Origin of the sequence: Paenibacillus sp. E222 (assembly GCF_013401555.1) — a bacterium.
Lineage (GTDB): Bacteria > Bacillota > Bacilli > Paenibacillales > Paenibacillaceae > Paenibacillus.
On the sequence record NZ_CP058552.1, the window covers coordinates 4,080,434 to 4,097,138 of the forward strand.

The window sequence follows — 16,705 nt, forward strand, 5'->3', positions numbered from 1 at the left end:
ATTACGAAACCTTTTTATCAACCATTTCGTCTACAAGTATAGGAATTGAAACAGAGCAACCTGAATAAGGGTTGTTCTTTTCATTCCGGGCAAAATAAGCTCAATGGAGCTTGAGCCAGCAGACGAATAGAAATTATGCAATTGAAAGGGAGTCAGGAGGTAACATGCCAAACGATCCGTTGTCGAGGTCTAACAATCGCAACAGTAATAACAAGTCAACCAAAAAAGCGAAGCCAAAGACCTCTAAAAAGAAAAAAATTACGGGTAAACGCGTTGGATGGACACTGTTTTTCACCATGGCCATCGCCATATTCTGTGCACTGGGTGGATATTTATTTATTATGGTGAGTGGCGAAAATCTGCTCAAAGCCAACATGGACAAAACAACAATTAATGAAACTTCAAAAGTATATGACCGCAACGGCCAGTTAATGGGCGAGTTGTCCATTCAGAAGCTGGAGCCGGTCAAAGAAGAAGATATTCCGGATTTAGTAAAGGAAGCTTTTGTTGCTACGGAGGATAAACGATTCTACGAGCATCAGGGCGTGGATATCTGGTCCATCGGACGTGCGGCGGTAAAAGACGTCATGGCCCGCTCCATGGTGGAAGGTGGCAGTACGCTGACACAGCAGCTTGCGAAAAATATGTTCTTGTCCCGTGACAAGACCTTCTTCCGTAAAGCGACGGAGGTTTCCATTGCAATGGCATTGGAACGCAAGTACACAAAAGACGAAATTCTGACGATGTATCTGAACCGGATTTTCTTTGGTCATCAGCGTTATGGAATTAAGGCAGCGTCTGAATTTTATTTTGGGGTGTCTGACCTTAATGAGCTGAAGATTTGGCAAATTGCTACGCTGGCTGCGATGCCTAAAGGGCCTTCTGCCTATAACCCGCTGAGCAATCCCAACGATTCCAAGGCCCGTCGTGGTGTGGTATTGCAGCTGATGTATGAGCAAGGTTACATCACCAAGGCGGAAATGGATGAAGCCAAAGAAGTAGATTATGATTATACACCGCCTGAAAAAGAGCAGAAATATCAAGCCTTTATCGACTATGTTCTTCGTGAAGCAGAGAAAGTGACTGGTAAAACGGAGGATGATCTGAATATCGGCGGGTACAAAATTTACACGACGATGGATGCTCAGGCTCAAACAGCCATGGAGAGTGCGTTCTCGGATGATAGTTTGTTTGAGTCAAGCAAAGATGATCAGCAGGTTCAAGGCTCCATGGTAATTATGAACCATGAAAATGGCAGTCTTGTCGCCTTGCTGGGCGGACGGGATTATCAAACGAAGGGCTATAGCCGGGTAACACAGAGCCGCAGACAGCCTGGATCGGCATTCAAACCGATTGTGAGTTATGCACCGGCTCTTGAATCAGGTAATTACAATGCAAACTCACCTCTCAGTAATGAAAAGCAATGCTTCGGGAATTACTGTCCGGGTAACTTGCATGGGTATTCTTCAACCATTAGCATGACGGATGCCATTACAAAATCGGAGAACATCCCGGCAGTATGGCTCCTGAACAAAATTGGTGTGAATACAGGTGTTCAGTTTGCCAAAAGCGTAGGTATCCAGCTTACGGATGAAGACAAAAACCTGGCGATTGCGCTGGGGGGGCTTAGTAAAGGTACGAATACGCTGGAAATGGCGCAAGCCTATAGCGCATTCGCCAATCTGGGTGAGTACCAGCAGGCGTATTCCATTAAGGAAATTAAGGATAGCGCGGGGAAAACGACCTATAAACACGATAAATCGGAAACAACGCGTGTCATGAGTGAGCAGAATGCGTATTCCCTGACTCAGATGCTGCAAAATGTAGTAAATGACGGTACAGGTCGTTCGGCGCGTCTGGATCGACCGGTTGCAGGTAAAACGGGAACCGTTCAAAGTGGTATTTCCGGCAACAGTTCCAACCGTGATGTTTGGTTTGTCGGATACACGCCAGAATGGACAGCTGCCGTATGGATGGGTTACGACAGTCCCGATGCAACCCATATGCTCAAGAATAGCAGTAAGCTGTCAGCTGCGTTCTTTGCCAAAGTAATGGGGGATGCATTGAAAGGCGTTCCTGTGAAGGACTTCAAAGCTCCAGCAGGAGCCCAGACACCTCCGCCGGAAAAAGAACCGGAACAACCAACACTTTCAGTGAGTGGTTTGAATGGTGCGTATGATCCATCTACGCAAACTGTATCGCTGAATTGGACTTCAACGGGAGATTCCTCGACACAGTATCGGATTTACAGAAAAGAAACATCTGAGGGACAGTTCACTCACCTCATTGATGCTGTTGGTTCGACCAGTGCGCAGGATCTAAGTGCACTCCCTGGTCTCACTTATGAGTATTATGTGACAGCCTATGATCTGGCTTCAGGACAAGAGACGGATCCGTCCAATACCATATCGCTGATGATTGAAGCAGAGGAATTGGAACCACAACAGCCAGATACGGGCACGGAGCCAGGAACGGAACCGGGTACAGAGCAGCCAGGAACAGAAAATCCAGACAACGGTTTGCCGGGGAATGGAGGTTCTGAGGGTAACAATGGCAATGGAAATGAAAATGGCAACAATGGCAACAATGGTAACGGGAATAATGGAAATAACGGCGGGACAGGTCAAGGGAACGGACAGACCGGAGAAGGAAATACACCACCAGGACAGGGAACAACAGAACCTGGAGGTACCGGTGAAGGTTCCAATGATGGGTCTGTAACAACACCGGGTGAAGTAGTCACGCCACCAGATAGTGGGAACAACGGTAACAGTGGAGAAACGAATGCACCGACAGATTCTCAAGCTGGAACTGGCGGTTAACAAGAATAAGCCGCATTAAATAATTACAACCAAAAACCTGCTCCCCTCATATTGGGGAAGCAGGTTTTTGGTGTTTGTAACATTTGAAGTTGAACGAGAGCGCTCTAACAGATGAGGCAAAGCTTGATTTTGAGTGTATAACTTAAATATGGTAAGCTGTAACTATTCGTAATACGTTGTGCAAAGCGGATTTCGGGACTTGTGGAATCGGTAATGCGGACGTTATTCGCTGTTCACCAATATCAGCAGGTCACGGACCTGTGGTCGGCAAAGAGGGGTTCGTATGAAACGGAAATTCGGGGACCGCGCGAACTGGCGCCGGATTACGAACCGACAATTTACATGCCGGTTCGTTCAATCCAAAATTTTTACGGGTTACATTACGTTGTATACGATACAAGATTTGAAAGAGCCTTTATGGAAAACCTATGGAGGGAGCACCTTCTGCATTGCGGATAAAGGTTATTCCTGGTTGCAGTATTATCCGAAAGGCGAGCATTTTGTTGTTACGGCCATGTTTGACGATCAGGAGCGGATTGTTGAATGGTACATTGATACATGCCGCAGCCAGGGCATAACCGATCAGGGTGTCCCGTGGTTTGATGATCTGTATCTGGATGTCGTTGTCCTCAAAGATGGAGAAATATTTTTGCTGGACGAGGATGAACTTGAAGATGCTCTTTCACGTAAGCACATTACGACGGGGGATTATGATCTGGCGAACCGGACAGCAAAGGATTTGTTGCATGCCATTGATGCACATGTGTTTCCATATTTCCAACTGTCCTTGAAGCATAGACAAACCCTGTTTGAGAATGGGGAGTTCCGAAAAAATATTCAGATTTGAGTCATGGAAAAGTTACAGAATTCTTCTCCATCCTTCTAATATTAGAGCACCTGATAGAATACATTAATAATCAGGAGAGTTCAGCCCGATAAAATAGAGGTGATGGCGAATGAACGGACGGGTCATGGCTGCAGGAGGGCAACCGGGAGGCAGACCATCCAGACAAATTAATGTTGTTTTGCGTAACCAGGAACCTCAGATGCTGGTCAAAGAAGAAGAGACAGCCATACAAGCAGCAAAAGGCTTAGCTAAACATGCGCATTTTCAAGAAATTCAAGGTGAGTTAGAGCAACTGGTTGGACTGGAAAATATCAAGGATTTAGTATTTGAAATCTATGCTTTCTTACAGATTGCCCAGATGCGTACCGAGGCTGGATTGATCAGTGGGGCGCACGTGTATCATATGATTTTCAAAGGCAATCCGGGAACCGGAAAAACAACGGTAGCACGAATTGTTGCGAAGCTTTTTCAGAAGATGGGTGTATTGAGTAAGGGTCACTTGATTGAAGTGGAACGTGCAGACTTGGTCGGAGAATACATTGGGCATACGGCACAGAAAACCAGAGACTTGGTCAAGAAGGCATTGGGCGGAATTTTGTTTATTGACGAGGCGTACAGTCTGGCTCGCGGGGGCGAGAAGGATTTTGGGAAGGAAGCGATCGACACTCTTGTGAAGTCAATGGAAGATAATAAGAATCAATTTATCCTCATTTTGGCGGGATACTCGGAAGAGATTGATTTTTTTCTACAGACGAATCCCGGATTACCTTCCCGTTTTCCGATTCAGGTTGAATTTCCAGACTATAGCATTGATCAATTGATTCAAATCTCCGAGATTATGGCCAAGGAACGTGACTATATTCTCATGCCACAGACCATACTCAAACTAAAGCAGCATCTGCTTCAGGAAAAAAATGAATCTCTTCATGCGTTCAGCAACGCCCGATATGTCCGAAATGCCATTGAACGATCGATACGCCATCAGGCAGTTCGACTATTGGAACAGTATACCCAAGGGAGTCCGGGAAAACTGGAGCTGATGACCATTCGCACAGAGGATTTGAAGTTTGAGCAAAAGTAAGCGATAATATAATTTTTAATGCAGCCGGCCGGGTTAACCGGTTCGGCTTAAAGCATGCCATGTAAGCATGGTGGCACAGAATATATACGGAAACGTAAGTAGAAGGAGTGAATATACACGATGACAAATGGCACACATGATACAGATATGGTGAAGAAGGATCGCGCTGTGTTGGTGAGTCTGGTTACCGATGAGGTCAAACGTTCGGGTATTAACCCGGAGTACTCCCTTGAGGAGTTGGTAAAGCTCGCCGAGACGGCAGGTGTGGAAGTGCTGAGTGTATTGTCACAGAACCTGAAAACCCGGGACACCAAATGGTTCATTGGTAAGGGGAAAGTGGAAGAACTTCGTGCAGTAGCTGAGGAAATGGGAGCAACAACAGCTATTTTTGACCAGGAACTGTCCGGTGCTCAAGTTCGTAACCTGGAAGAAGCGTTGGATCTCAAAATTATTGACCGTACCCAACTGATTTTGGATATCTTTGCGCAGCGTGCCAACACGAGAGAAGGTATTATCCAAGTTGAACTGGCTCAGTTGAGCTATTTGCTGCCACGTTTGTCGGGTCACGGCAAGAATTTGTCCAGACTTGGCGGCGGAATTGGAACGCGGGGTCCGGGTGAAAGTAAACTGGAGACAGATCGTCGACATATTCGTGGTCGCATTGATGACTTGAAGCGTCATTTGGAAGAAGTGACACGTCATCGCAAGCTGCACCGGGAGCGTCGCAAAAAGACGGGGATCGTTCAGGTAGCGCTTGTAGGTTATACGAATGCGGGTAAATCCACCTTGCTTAAACAATTAACGGCGGCAGATGTGTATATTCAAGACCAGCTGTTTGCCACACTGGATCCAACCTCTCGGACGATGGAACTGCCAAGTGGTAAAGAAATTGTACTCACAGATACGGTTGGCTTTATACAGAACCTTCCTCATGATCTGATTGCGGCTTTCCGTGCAACGCTGGAGGAAGTGAATGAAGCGGACCTTATATTACATGTGGTCGATGCATCGTCTGCAATGCGTGAAGATCAGATGAAAACGGTACACACCATTTTGCAGCAACTGGGTTCAGGGGACAAGCCTCAATTGGTATTGTATAACAAAAAGGATGCTTGTACGCCGGAGCAGCTTGAAATGCTTCCTTTGGATAAAGAACATATCAAAGTGAGCGCTCTGGATGCTGATGACTTGCAGAAAATTCGGGAGCTTATTCAGGCTGAATTGACCGGAGACACGAAACGGTTCCGTATTCCGGCTGAGCGTGGAGATCTTACGTCTGTACTTTACAAAATTGGTGATGTGGTTGAGACCACATTTGAAGATAATGATGTAATTTATGAAGTGGAACTGCAAAAAGGCGAATATGAGAAATTCGGTTATTTACTTGAAGATTTCATACAACTGTAACATCGATGACATATTTGTATGATAAGTTGACACGATAATTGATATTTGACGTCAGATTCGTGCTATGAAGGGGAATGAAGCAAGATGGCAAGCTTTGATTCAGAGATTATTGAACTTCAACAACAGGTTGAACGCCAGATTGAGGGGCAATTGCAACAGATTGATCGGATCACCGATCATAACCAGTGGAAAGTAATCAATGCGTTTCAACGCAGAAAAGTCAGTGATTTTCACTTTGCGGGTTCAACGGGTTACGCGTATAACGATCGCGGGCGTGAGGTGCTTGATGAAGTATATGCCGATGTGTTTGGTGCAGAGGCGGCACTGGTGCGTCCGCATTTTGCATCAGGTACACATACTATTGCTACAGCTTTGTTCGGTGTGCTCCGTCCAGGTGACGAGTTGTTGTACATTACGGGTAAGCCCTATGACACATTGCATAAAGTCATTGGCAAGCCTGGTGATGGAACAGGATCGTTACGGGATTTCGGCATTGGTTATCAAGAGACGGCTCTGTTAGAAGATGGCGGAGTAGATTGGGCAGCGGTCGAGAAAAGCATCCATGCAGCGACAAAAGTCATTGGCATTCAGCGCTCCAGAGGATATGATTGGAGATCTTCCTTCTGTATTGAGGAAATCGCTGATATGGTTGCACGTGTAAAGGCGATCAAGGAAGATGTCATCGTATTTGTGGATAACTGTTATGGTGAATTCACGGAGGAACATGAACCAACTGAAATCGGGGTAGACCTGATGGCAGGATCACTGATTAAGAATCCCGGTGGAGGTCTGGCGGAAACCGGAGGATACATATGCGGGAAGGAAAAGTACGTACAATTGGCAGCCTATCGTCTGACTGCTCCCGGAATTGGCGGTGAGGTTGGTGCGATGTTGGGAACAACTCGTGGCATCTACCAAGGACTTTACATGGCTCCGACAATTGTGGGACAGGCCATTAAAGGGAGTATATTCGCTGCAGCGATGTTTGCTGCATCCGGATTTGTAACCAAACCGGCATGGAACGAAATGCGTACAGATCTGATTCAAGCTGTTCAATTCAGTTCGGCCGAGCATTTAATTGCCTTTGTGCAAGGAATACAGCGGGCTGCTGCAGTAGATAGCCATGTTGTTCCTGAACCGTGGGACATGCCGGGTTACGAGCATCCTGTCATCATGGCGGCAGGTACGTTTATACAGGGCGGAAGCCTTGAATTATCTGCAGATGCGCCTATCCGTGAGCCTTATATTGGCTATATGCAGGGCGGTTTAACGTACTCTCATGTTAAATATGGCGTTTTGATGGCACTACAGACCATGAAAGAACGTAAATTATTGTGAGTTTATCTAACACATCATTGACACTTAGTAATAACTAAATGTACAATAGAGTGAAGAATAGATGACTGGAAGGTTGATGAATGATGGGTGACGAAATTCGCAGAAATATGGCCTTATTCCCGATAGGTATTGTAATGAAACTAACGGATCTGTCCGCGCGTCAGATTCGTTATTATGAGCAGCACAGTTTGATTGTTCCTGCGAGAACGTCAGGTAATCAGCGTTTGTTCTCTTTCAATGACGTAGAACGATTGCTGGAAATCAAGGCTCTGATTGAAAAAGGAGTTAACATTGCGGGCATTAAACAAGTGATGAATCCTGTATCCAAAGAGTCAGAAGAAGCAACGGTTATTACAGCCGATACGGAAGTGAAACGCAGAGAGCTGTCGGACTCCCAACTGCATCGTCTGCTTAAACAACAACTGGTGTCAGGTAAGAGACCTGGACAAGTATCTCTCATCCAGGGAGAGCTTTCCCGATTCTTTAATAAAAAATAAGTTCGTATAACCTCGTAGGTCAGGGGAAATCCTGCTTTTGGGTAGGAGGACTCCTTGACCCGTGCAATATTCTAATGTACAAATATAACAGGCAAGCCAAATACGCAGAGAAGAAAGGGAGAGGGTATCGTGAGTTTTACTAAAGAAGACATACTACGCATCTCAAAAGAAGAGAATGTACGATTCATTCGTTTGCAATTTACCGATCTGCTTGGATCAATCAAAAACGTTGAGATCCCTGTGAGCCAGCTTACCAAGGCTCTGGACAATAAAATGATGTTTGATGGATCTTCCATTGAAGGTTATGTGCGTATTGAAGAGTCCGACATGTACCTCTATCCTGATCTTGATTCTTGGCTCATTTTCCCTTGGGTAGCCGAGAACCGTGTTGCTCGACTGATTTGCGACGTATATCTTCCGGATGGTAATCCGTTTCCAGGAGATCCGCGTGGCATCTTGAAACGAAACCTGAAAGAAGCCGAAGAAATGGGATTCACTTCCTTCAACGTCGGTCCTGAACCAGAGTTCTTCTTGTTCAAAACAGACGAAAAAGGAAACCCGACTAACGAACTGAATGACCAAGGTGGATATTTCGACCTTGCGCCTACGGATCTTGGTGAAAACTGTCGTCGTGACATCGTTATCACACTTGAAGAAATGGGCTTTGAGATCGAAGCTTCCCACCATGAGGTAGCTCCAGGTCAGCATGAGATCGACTTTAAATATGCTGATGCTCTTAAAGCAGCAGACCAGATCCAAACGTTCAAACTTGTTGTTAAAACGATTGCACGTCAGCATGGTCTACATGCTACCTTTATGCCGAAACCGCTGTTTGGTATGAACGGTTCCGGTATGCACTGTAACCAATCCTTGTTCCAAGGTAAAGTGAACGCATTCGTAGACGAGTCGGACGAGCTGGGTCTGAGCAAAACTGCACGTCACTTCATGGCTGGAACTTTGAAGCATGCGCGTGCGTTTGCAGCAATTACGAACCCAACTGTGAACTCATACAAACGTCTTGTACCAGGTTATGAAGCCCCTTGTTATGTAGCATGGTCCGCCAGTAACCGTAGCCCAATGATCCGTATTCCAGCTTCCCGTGGTCTGAGTACACGTGTTGAGGTTCGTAATCCGGATCCGGCTGCTAACCCTTACTTGGCTTTGGCTGTTTTATTGAAAGCAGGTCTGGACGGAATCAAACGTGAGCTTTCCTTACCAGCTCCGATTGACCGCAACATCTACATCATGTCAGAAGAAGAGCGTGTGGAAGAAGGCATTCCAAGCTTGCCAGCTGACCTGAAAGAAGCATTGAACGAATTGATCCGCAGCGAAGTTATCTGTGATGCTCTCGGCGACCACGCCCTGGCTCACTTCTACGAGCTGAAAGAAATTGAGTGGGATATGTATCGTACACAAGTCCACCAATGGGAACGCGATCAATATATCACGTTGTACTAATTAAAAAAACCTTGTAACTACGGGGTTTTGAAGGAATGAGCCGGGGGACGTTTGGAGGGAATTGCACTTCTATTGAGGTTGCGTCCCCCAAACGTCCCCCGGTTTTTGATTTTCTGATCCAAAAATACGGGAAGTGTACTCTCCATACTTATCAATGTTCCGCTTTTCTAGCTTTTTAGAAATATGAGCATACACATCGGATGTAATTTGCACACTGCCATGCCCAAGCTGCTCTTGTACAAATTTGATGTCAGCCCCAGCTTCTAGCATGATCACAGCATAGGTATGTCTCAAGGAATGAATTGTTAATTCCTCACTCAAACCAGCCTTTCTCAAAATTCTCTTTGAAGCATTAAAGAGACTAGATTTAGGCATCGGACTACCATCATTTCCTGCACAAGACCAGGTTTAAATCGTGTCTGTACATTGACTCCCCTAAATTGATCTTATTTTGATTCTGCCATGAAGCATGATATCTCAAATCATTTATGATTCCGTTACTTACGCTAATTGTGCGGGTAGAATTTCCGGTTTTTGTATCTCCGAAAAGTTCGTCCTCGTCTTCAGCTTGAAAATCGAGTGTTTCATCCACGTATCACTAGCGATCATATGGTTCACCTACTAAATGAAATACAAAAGTATATGAACGGTGGATTGGTTTACATCCCTAAATCAAAAGGTTTGCGTAAAAAATGGGGTGAAAATTCAGGCAGCAGAAAAATTTTGAATCTTAGAAATGATGAAATCCGGCAAAAGTTTCTCGATGGTGACACTATCGATCAACTTTCAGATCGATTTTGCCTTTCAAGCGATACTATTAAAAAGATCGTTTATACAAAATAATAGTTTAACAAAAGTCGCATTGGAAGAAATTCTAATGTGACTTTTTTGTGTATAGTATAGTTTAAATTGTTTACTACATATTTTTAAGCTTTTACTATCGTTACAATAACATATAAAAGAAGTAGTTGATTTTACTTCATAAAAACTGCAGGGGGATAACAAATGAATGATTTTTTTAGATTTGATACTGATGAAGAACGGCGGGCGTTATTAATCAGAGCAAGGAAAGTCGCTTTATCTGCAATTCGAAAGTATGCCTTAGAATGGGATAGCATCCAGTTTATTCAACTATCCGATACGATCACGTATAAAATTGAAACCAGTACAGATAACAATTATTTACTTCGCATTCATTCGGACCGATTAAGCAGAGAGGAAATTCGTTCGGAACTCCTACTGTTACAAGCACTGAACAAATCGAAAGATCTAAATGTACCAGAAGGGATGGCAAGTTGTGATGGTATTTATGTATTGGACATCGAAACAGAGATAGGATATAGGCGCCCTTATGTAACGATGATGCGGTGGATAGAGGGTGAAAAAGCAGCAGGTGAATTTACAGATAGTCAAGCATATAATATAGGTGTATTGATGAGCAGGCTCCATGCAGCAGCAAAGGATTTCAATCCACCTTCTGATTTTGTAAGACCTACTTGGGGAGTAGAAAGTTTTAAACGTGAAATGGGTAAGTTGGAACTTTACTATGAACGTTTTTTATCCGAAGAGGGATGGAAGCTGTATCAAGATGCAGCTGAGAAGGTTGTATCCCAACTTACCACTATGCATCCAAGTGAACATAACTATGGGCTCATTCATGCTGATTTACATACCGGTAATATGGTTTTTAAGGATAATGAACCCTATCCGATTGATTTTGGAAGATGTGGGTACGGATATTATCTCTACGATATGGCAGGCACCATATTGGAGCTTTGGCCAAAGCATCGATGGATGCTTATCCAAGGTTATGAGAGTATTAGGAAGTTGGAAACGGACTATATTCGGGATCTGGAATGTTTTTTTGTCATGTTCATGATCGAGAATTGCTGCCATCACTCCTCTGATCCAAGAGAAACAACCAGTTTAATCGATGAACAAAAGTATGCCCAAGCATACATAAGAGAATATTTAAATGGTAATCCATTTTTATTCGAAGTGATCGAGCCTGTAAATGTGGATTAATACTAACCGATAACGGGCTAAAATAATGATATCTTATGGTGATGATTTACAATAGGTCGCTGTTTAGAGTGTTTGTTCATATCATCAAGTTTTAAAAACGTGAGCTATGACTTCGAGTTTATATAAGATCTACTTGTGTACTTAGCGCTGAAACTTTTCTGTTTATTATGAAGATTTATACTTATTCATGAAGTTTGTCCGATCCAGTTGTTCTTCAGCTTCTCTAGTTCCCCTTCATTTTCGGGGTATATTTTGACGGAGCTGTTTGGGTCGTTTCGTGATTTTTTAAACTGGCATTGAGTTGGAATGAAGGCGACTCGAATTGGTGGGTCGTCTTTTTTCTTTTCTAGGGGCTTGATGGTTTGCGCCGGATGTTCAGGTCAGCGAGATGCCAAATACGGTTGAGGCATTATGGAATATCGAGCTTTTATATGGAAAGCATCCGTCCTATACGGAGAGTAGGTATGCGGTAAAGTTAACAACAAAGCTGGAGGGGGAGCTTCGAAGTGCTCCTTGGTCATCGATTTGAGGGATAAGTTCGATGAGTTCCTCAGAGATTTTAATGTTTTTGGAAGTATGGAGAAGGCAGAGCTGCATCAAACCATTGATTATGTGAAGCTTTAAACTTCATATTCTGCAGAATTAGCATAATGTATTTATTAAGAACCCCTTTTATATCTTTAAAGCCTCTAATCCAATTGGACACTCGAAGCCACCTCAGATACACTAAATGAAATGAGGAGAGCGTCCATGAAAAGATGGAAACGGGGAGGTTACAGTCCCATCACACACGTTGAAAACAGCATTAATCAATCCTCAGTATGATCCTTTACAGACTTACGTTTCTCGGTTGGAGCGTCCAGAATGGGTAGCTGTAGGAATGATGGGAAAACTTCTGATAAGAAATGATGGCACATGTCGAGAGAACGGGTACTGTATAGAACGTTATTTCATTTTTTTGTATATGTAAAACCGCTTTACAGCGGTGTAAGCGTAAGTTAATCAAATTATCGAACAGAGCAGTAAAATGTTGTTGTTGAAAGATGTAAAAAGGAAAAGCTTTTAGTTAGAATCTGAAAAAGATATTTTAAAGGAATCAACAAAAAACGAGCCTTAGTAACTGAGGCTCGTTTGTGCAGAAGCCACTATTGGCTCCAAAAGTTGTGATTGGTTTAAGACAGTGGTTTCTCACTGACCAAATAGCGATAACAATTCTACCCTATTTCAGAGAATTTGACCATACTTTAGCTTTATAGTTATTGTCCTTGGTTCGAGACCAGAACCGTGCTGGAATGGACAAAAACTTAGTCCGATTGCCGATTAGATATAAATCTAAGCATTGAGCATATCACTTAAAACCTCATTAAGTACCGTAACACATGTAAATGGGCCTTGCAGGGCCAGAATAACGTACAGTTCAATTACGGCCATCCAGACCTAAGTTTGGATGAGAAGGAAAAGAGTTTCGACCAGTAGGCCCGTATCGTCAATAGTTATTAAAAAAACCAAGTTCTTTTGCTTCTTCGACGTTAATGCCTAACCCAAAGTGTCTATCTCTATTTTTCCTTATATCTTTAAACTTATGTAAACCAAAATGCGTCCTCTTAATCCATAAGGTATAATTTTATAGTAAATGATTCTTTCAGTTAGCAATATAACTTAAAATCTATAGGAGACTCTAATGGCCATTGAACAGTATAGTGATATTTTATTGGACTCAGCTCCACAGGTGTCTCAGGCTAACTACACTTACAGACAAAGTGCGAATGTCCTTTTCAATTTCATGCCTAAACTTGAATACCTGAAAAGTAAATTAAGCAAAAAAGCAATGATTCCGAGATTTTATGAAGAGAATATCACATACTTGGATTTGACCGAGATGGATAAAGTTGCATTTCCTATGGTTTGTTTCTGTGATATTCATCTAAACAAATTAACGTACCATATGGGAGGCACCAATAGCTCTGATGGATATGGGCGATACGGAATTGGTATGAGCAAGATGTGGGGCATCCAAGAAGGTGTTCAACCGATTAGTTATATGAATAGTTCATCGGCTTTACTCTCTGACTTCAAAACAGCATTCAAACATGCTATGGAACAAATGCGTGATGGTACTGGGGATGAAATCCTTCATAATCAATTGGCAACACAACTGCTTTTTATCAAACCATTAAACGGAGAAATGGCAAAGCAAAGAGGGACTTCTTTCGAACACATTTCTAAGAATTTTCATGATGAGAGGGAATGGAGATTCGTCCCCAATTTTAGTGATGTATATACAGATTTGAGTTTGATAATTCCACAATCGGTTTTGGTGAATAATTTGAACAATGTGGTATGTAATGCATACTCAGACGGCATTGAACAAAAAGAAGAACTGTGGTTGAAATTTGATTATGATAAGATTGAATATCTAATCGTGGATACGGTTGAAGATCGAGATAATTTAATTCATTTCATCATGAATGATTTACACACTGATCAAACCACAAAATATATTCTAATCTCTAAAATTATGGTATTTACTCAATTAGAGAAGGATTGGTGAAACATGTTTTCCAACTTTAAAGAATCATTTAAAAAATCAGACGGTCGTATAATCCCAAAAGAAATCGTTGAGTCTCTCAACAAAAGGTTGCCTGATGGTCTTATATATAAGCGAGTAGCTAATGACCTGGTTGTTGCAGTGCCTAGTGAAGGTAGGGCTATGCAGATGTCTGCCAATATCAAAATCCCTGAAAGTTTAAGAATCTACAAACCGGAGGAACTTTTCGATATAATCTATAGAAGTCAAACTGAACTTAAAATTGATAAAAATGTGCCAGTTAAAATAAACGGGATCGAGATACCATTAGATGAAGCGGCATTAGCTCCTTTATTAGCAAGTGAAAATACTGAATTCTACTTACAGCCAAAGCCATTCCCGCCACCTCACGTAGTTGAATTTTCTGGATATGGGCACACTAGATCTCTAACTATGCAAAGGCAGCCGCTTGCTGATCTTAATAAAACGCTATTAAAAAATATAGATAATGACGGTCTGCAGGTATCCATGACAGTACTTGAAGATATAGAAACACTTCAATTTTCCTTTAATTTTAATCTCCAAAAAGTTAATTCCATCGATGAATTATTAAGTGTTTTATTAGTATATCAGGCATTTATTCAAGGCGACGGGCAGGTAGTTGGAATGAGATTACCCCCTTCGCCAATCAACGATGTAGAGAGTGGGACATTGAATGAACTATTAACGTTTTGGAAAAAGATGAAAAGTGTTGAGAACAAGTTGGGAGTCCATTTTTCACTAGATTTGCCTCTTAGTGATGAGGAAGACATCTGGTTAATTAAACTGTACTCGTCCTTTGTAAAAGAAGTGCCGTTCAGAGAAAATATTAAGTATACTTCGATTACATTCGATCCTCCTGAGGATTTTGATAAAGATCGGTTAATCAGTCAAACCGCCGGTTTTACATTTGTGCAGCCTGAGAATATTAATTTACTTGAGGTAGATCTGGAATTGTTTGCAGTGATGGGCGTATATAATTTGCGTATTTCAGATATAATTCCTAGTATAAAAGAGCAAGGTAAGTTGGAATGTATACTTGAAAATAAGTCCTCTCAGAAAAGCTTTCGATCAATGAGATACTTTAAGACGTATGAAGAGGCTTTGGAGTTTCAAAAGAACATAAGACCACTTCATGAGGCCAGAGATTTGTTCAGCATTTTTGAAGAAAATAAATAACTTTATCTTAGTGAGCAGTTTTACTCTAATGTGTAGATTCAATTGGATTGATTTTTTCATATCGTGATAAGATCGATCTAATTTATAATATTGACTAACTAATATAGAGAATGGTGAATAGATGCTACTACGTAAGCGGCATGACACGATGATGGACCTTGAAGTATTTTATGACGACGTGATTCGGTAGTAGCGGTTTAATCTGGTGTTATTCAAATTTGGCCAATTTATTATGGCTGCCTTCATTGGCAGCCTTTCCAGTGCTTCATGAAGGATATACCATAGTTCTCATTTTTGTTTTCATTTTCCGAAAGTTAGTATTGAAGTGATTTGAATAATAGCCACAGGAAACAGTCGTTTACCGCGGTGGTGGTTATCTTGCACCGAATTTTGGATGGAGTCAGCTCGTAGTTCTCAAAAAGTTGTAACTTTATATCACATTAAAAGCCGCTAACTCGTTTTATATGCAAACTATAGAAGGAGTAATTGCTATGAGAACATTATCTTGCGTCGTCATCGGTGCCGAGTATGCGGGAATACATGCCATTAAAGAAATCCGAAAATTGTGGGGGGACAAGAACATGATCCGATTGCCGATTAGAAGTATATCTATTCTAACTCTGCCTGCTAAGTCATTAAGCTAACGGGCAGGTTAACGTAGGAAAATAGATATGGACGTGACTGAAACGGAGCTTTTAAATCTATATAGATTGAACTTGAAAATATCTTATAAGGGAAGAGAGACGGAGGAGAAGTTAGAAAATGTAGGAGCGATAGCGTCCGCCTTTGTCACCGGATTTCTACCGTGAATATCTGGGAACAACAGCGGCCGGAAGTAGAAGCATTCACTGGAGTCACGCTAATTCCAGAATAAAAAAAATCAGGAGCCATTGTCGAAAACAATGGCTCCTTCTTTATGAAATTACTATTATGATAAACTTGATGGAACATCAGTATCAGTCGGGTTTTCATCTTTTTCATTTAAGAGCAACGAATTGGGATACGATTTAAGAAATGTTGATTCATCTACTTTTAAAAAAAACTCGCCTTCAAAAATTAGTTGATTCGTATTAGGTCCGATTTGATCTAACTTTCTTGCTATCTCAGATTCCTTAAAGATACTTTGTTCATCTGCTCGCAAGAACATGCCATGAGGTGTATATAGTTGACTAAAATACCCTTTTGTGAGTTTTGATTCTACGGATTCTACGATTTTTACTGATTCTTCGAATTTTACGGATTTTACGTTATTTGTTGAAAAATTAGTGTTAACAGGATTTTCAACTGTCTTATTTACAGTTTCCATTTCTGGATTGGTGTCTGCTTTTGAATTCGATATTAATTCCACTCCTGAAATAATAGTCACTGCAAAGGCTATTAAATATATTTTTTTAAACATATTATCCTCGCCCTTTCTATACCAACAATTATTTCCTACTTTAAAACATTATATTCACTAAAATGGTAAGGGCCTATTTGGCTTTG

Annotated in this window: 14 protein-coding genes and 1 pseudogene; 13 read left to right on the top strand and 2 right to left on the bottom strand. The window is 42.0% G+C overall.

Features of this window, described 5'->3' with window-relative positions; translation table 11 throughout:
• Nucleotides 1-164: 164 nt before the first annotated feature.
• The 7 genes from HW560_RS18470 (at nt 165) to glnA (ending at nt 9,450) form a co-directional block, all read left to right on the top strand.
• A complete protein-coding gene (locus HW560_RS18470; protein ID WP_179264209.1) occupies nt 165-2,822 on the top strand; it encodes a penicillin-binding protein 1A in 2,658 nt (885 codons plus the stop codon).
• A gap of 283 nt (nt 2,823-3,105) precedes the next feature.
• Nucleotides 3,106-3,669: a ribonuclease FAU-1 family protein gene (locus HW560_RS18475; RefSeq protein WP_024630470.1), complete on the top strand. Its 564-nt coding sequence runs from the start codon at nt 3,106-3,108 to the stop codon at nt 3,667-3,669.
• Nucleotides 3,670-3,778: 109 nt separating this feature from the next.
• The gene (locus tag HW560_RS18480; protein ID WP_109998339.1) at nt 3,779-4,750 is read left to right on the top strand and encodes an AAA family ATPase; all 972 of its coding nucleotides are present in this window, start codon (nt 3,779-3,781) and stop codon (nt 4,748-4,750) included.
• Nucleotides 4,751-4,870: 120 nt separating this feature from the next.
• Complete coding sequence (gene hflX / locus HW560_RS18485) at nt 4,871-6,157, top strand: GTPase HflX (protein WP_076289089.1); 1,287 nt, start codon at nt 4,871-4,873, stop codon at nt 6,155-6,157.
• A gap of 84 nt (nt 6,158-6,241) precedes the next feature.
• Nucleotides 6,242-7,495 (top strand): methionine gamma-lyase family protein, encoded by a 1,254-nt coding sequence (locus tag HW560_RS18490; RefSeq protein ID WP_179264211.1) that lies wholly within the window; start codon nt 6,242-6,244, stop codon nt 7,493-7,495.
• Nucleotides 7,496-7,578: 83 nt separating this feature from the next.
• Nucleotides 7,579-7,992: a MerR family transcriptional regulator gene (locus HW560_RS18495; protein WP_063563200.1), complete on the top strand. Its 414-nt coding sequence runs from the start codon at nt 7,579-7,581 to the stop codon at nt 7,990-7,992.
• A 129-nt stretch (nt 7,993-8,121) separates the two neighbouring features.
• Nucleotides 8,122-9,450 (top strand): type I glutamate--ammonia ligase, encoded by a 1,329-nt coding sequence (gene glnA, locus HW560_RS18500; RefSeq protein ID WP_076289091.1) that lies wholly within the window; start codon nt 8,122-8,124, stop codon nt 9,448-9,450.
• 69 nt (nt 9,451-9,519) lie between these two features.
• Here the strand turns inward: glnA and HW560_RS18505 are convergent, their stop codons facing one another.
• Nucleotides 9,520-9,825: a tyrosine-type recombinase/integrase gene (locus HW560_RS18505; protein WP_257031363.1), complete on the bottom strand. Its 306-nt coding sequence runs from the start codon at nt 9,823-9,825 to the stop codon at nt 9,520-9,522.
• Between the two features lie 234 nt (nt 9,826-10,059).
• Here HW560_RS18505 and HW560_RS33905 point away from each other — a divergent pair, with 234 nt between their 5' ends.
• From HW560_RS33905 to HW560_RS18530, 6 genes and pseudogenes are all read left to right on the top strand, one after another.
• The gene (locus HW560_RS33905; RefSeq protein ID WP_090900093.1) at nt 10,060-10,293 is read left to right on the top strand and encodes a CD3324 family protein; all 234 of its coding nucleotides are present in this window, start codon (nt 10,060-10,062) and stop codon (nt 10,291-10,293) included.
• 162 nt (nt 10,294-10,455) lie between these two features.
• Nucleotides 10,456-11,475, top strand: a complete 1,020-nt coding sequence (locus HW560_RS18510; protein ID WP_090900090.1) for a phosphotransferase enzyme family protein — start codon at nt 10,456-10,458, stop codon at nt 11,473-11,475.
• 781 nt (nt 11,476-12,256) lie between these two features.
• Nucleotides 12,257-12,445, top strand: a pseudogene (locus tag HW560_RS34445) (peptidase G2 autoproteolytic cleavage domain-containing protein); the annotation flags it as partial.
• Between the two features lie 711 nt (nt 12,446-13,156).
• The gene (locus HW560_RS18520) at nt 13,157-14,026 is read left to right on the top strand and encodes an abortive infection system antitoxin AbiGi family protein (protein ID WP_090900084.1); all 870 of its coding nucleotides are present in this window, start codon (nt 13,157-13,159) and stop codon (nt 14,024-14,026) included.
• Nucleotides 14,027-14,029: 3 nt separating this feature from the next.
• The gene (locus tag HW560_RS18525; protein ID WP_090900081.1) at nt 14,030-15,220 is read left to right on the top strand and encodes an abortive infection system toxin AbiGii family protein; all 1,191 of its coding nucleotides are present in this window, start codon (nt 14,030-14,032) and stop codon (nt 15,218-15,220) included.
• 491 nt (nt 15,221-15,711) lie between these two features.
• The gene (locus HW560_RS18530) at nt 15,712-15,864 is read left to right on the top strand and encodes a hypothetical protein (protein WP_177185746.1); all 153 of its coding nucleotides are present in this window, start codon (nt 15,712-15,714) and stop codon (nt 15,862-15,864) included.
• Between the two features lie 284 nt (nt 15,865-16,148).
• On the opposite strand, the gene HW560_RS18535 is transcribed toward HW560_RS18530, so the two are convergent.
• Nucleotides 16,149-16,619 (bottom strand): hypothetical protein, encoded by a 471-nt coding sequence (locus HW560_RS18535; protein WP_179264213.1) that lies wholly within the window; start codon nt 16,617-16,619, stop codon nt 16,149-16,151.
• Nucleotides 16,620-16,705 lie beyond the last annotated feature (86 nt).

Bases quoted from the DNA above. Each gene is read 5' to 3' on its own strand.
- HW560_RS18470 (WP_179264209.1), top strand. From the start codon at position 165: ATGCCAAACGATCCGTTGTCGAGGTCTAACAATCGCAACAGTAATAAC.
- HW560_RS18475 (WP_024630470.1), top strand. From the start codon at position 3,106: ATGAAACGGAAATTCGGGGACCGCGCGAACTGGCGCCGGATTACGAAC.
- HW560_RS18480 (WP_109998339.1), top strand. From the start codon at position 3,779: ATGAACGGACGGGTCATGGCTGCAGGAGGGCAACCGGGAGGCAGACCA.
- hflX (WP_076289089.1), top strand. From the start codon at position 4,871: ATGACAAATGGCACACATGATACAGATATGGTGAAGAAGGATCGCGCT.
- HW560_RS18490 (WP_179264211.1), top strand. From the start codon at position 6,242: ATGGCAAGCTTTGATTCAGAGATTATTGAACTTCAACAACAGGTTGAA.
- HW560_RS18495 (WP_063563200.1), top strand. From the start codon at position 7,579: ATGGGTGACGAAATTCGCAGAAATATGGCCTTATTCCCGATAGGTATT.
- HW560_RS18505 (WP_257031363.1), bottom strand. From the start codon at position 9,825: ATGCCTAAATCTAGTCTCTTTAATGCTTCAAAGAGAATTTTGAGAAAG.
- HW560_RS33905 (WP_090900093.1), top strand. From the start codon at position 10,060: ATGGTTCACCTACTAAATGAAATACAAAAGTATATGAACGGTGGATTG.
- HW560_RS18510 (WP_090900090.1), top strand. From the start codon at position 10,456: ATGAATGATTTTTTTAGATTTGATACTGATGAAGAACGGCGGGCGTTA.
- HW560_RS18520 (WP_090900084.1), top strand. From the start codon at position 13,157: ATGGCCATTGAACAGTATAGTGATATTTTATTGGACTCAGCTCCACAG.
- HW560_RS18525 (WP_090900081.1), top strand. From the start codon at position 14,030: ATGTTTTCCAACTTTAAAGAATCATTTAAAAAATCAGACGGTCGTATA.
- HW560_RS18530 (WP_177185746.1), top strand. From the start codon at position 15,712: ATGAGAACATTATCTTGCGTCGTCATCGGTGCCGAGTATGCGGGAATA.
- HW560_RS18535 (WP_179264213.1), bottom strand. From the start codon at position 16,619: ATGTTTAAAAAAATATATTTAATAGCCTTTGCAGTGACTATTATTTCA.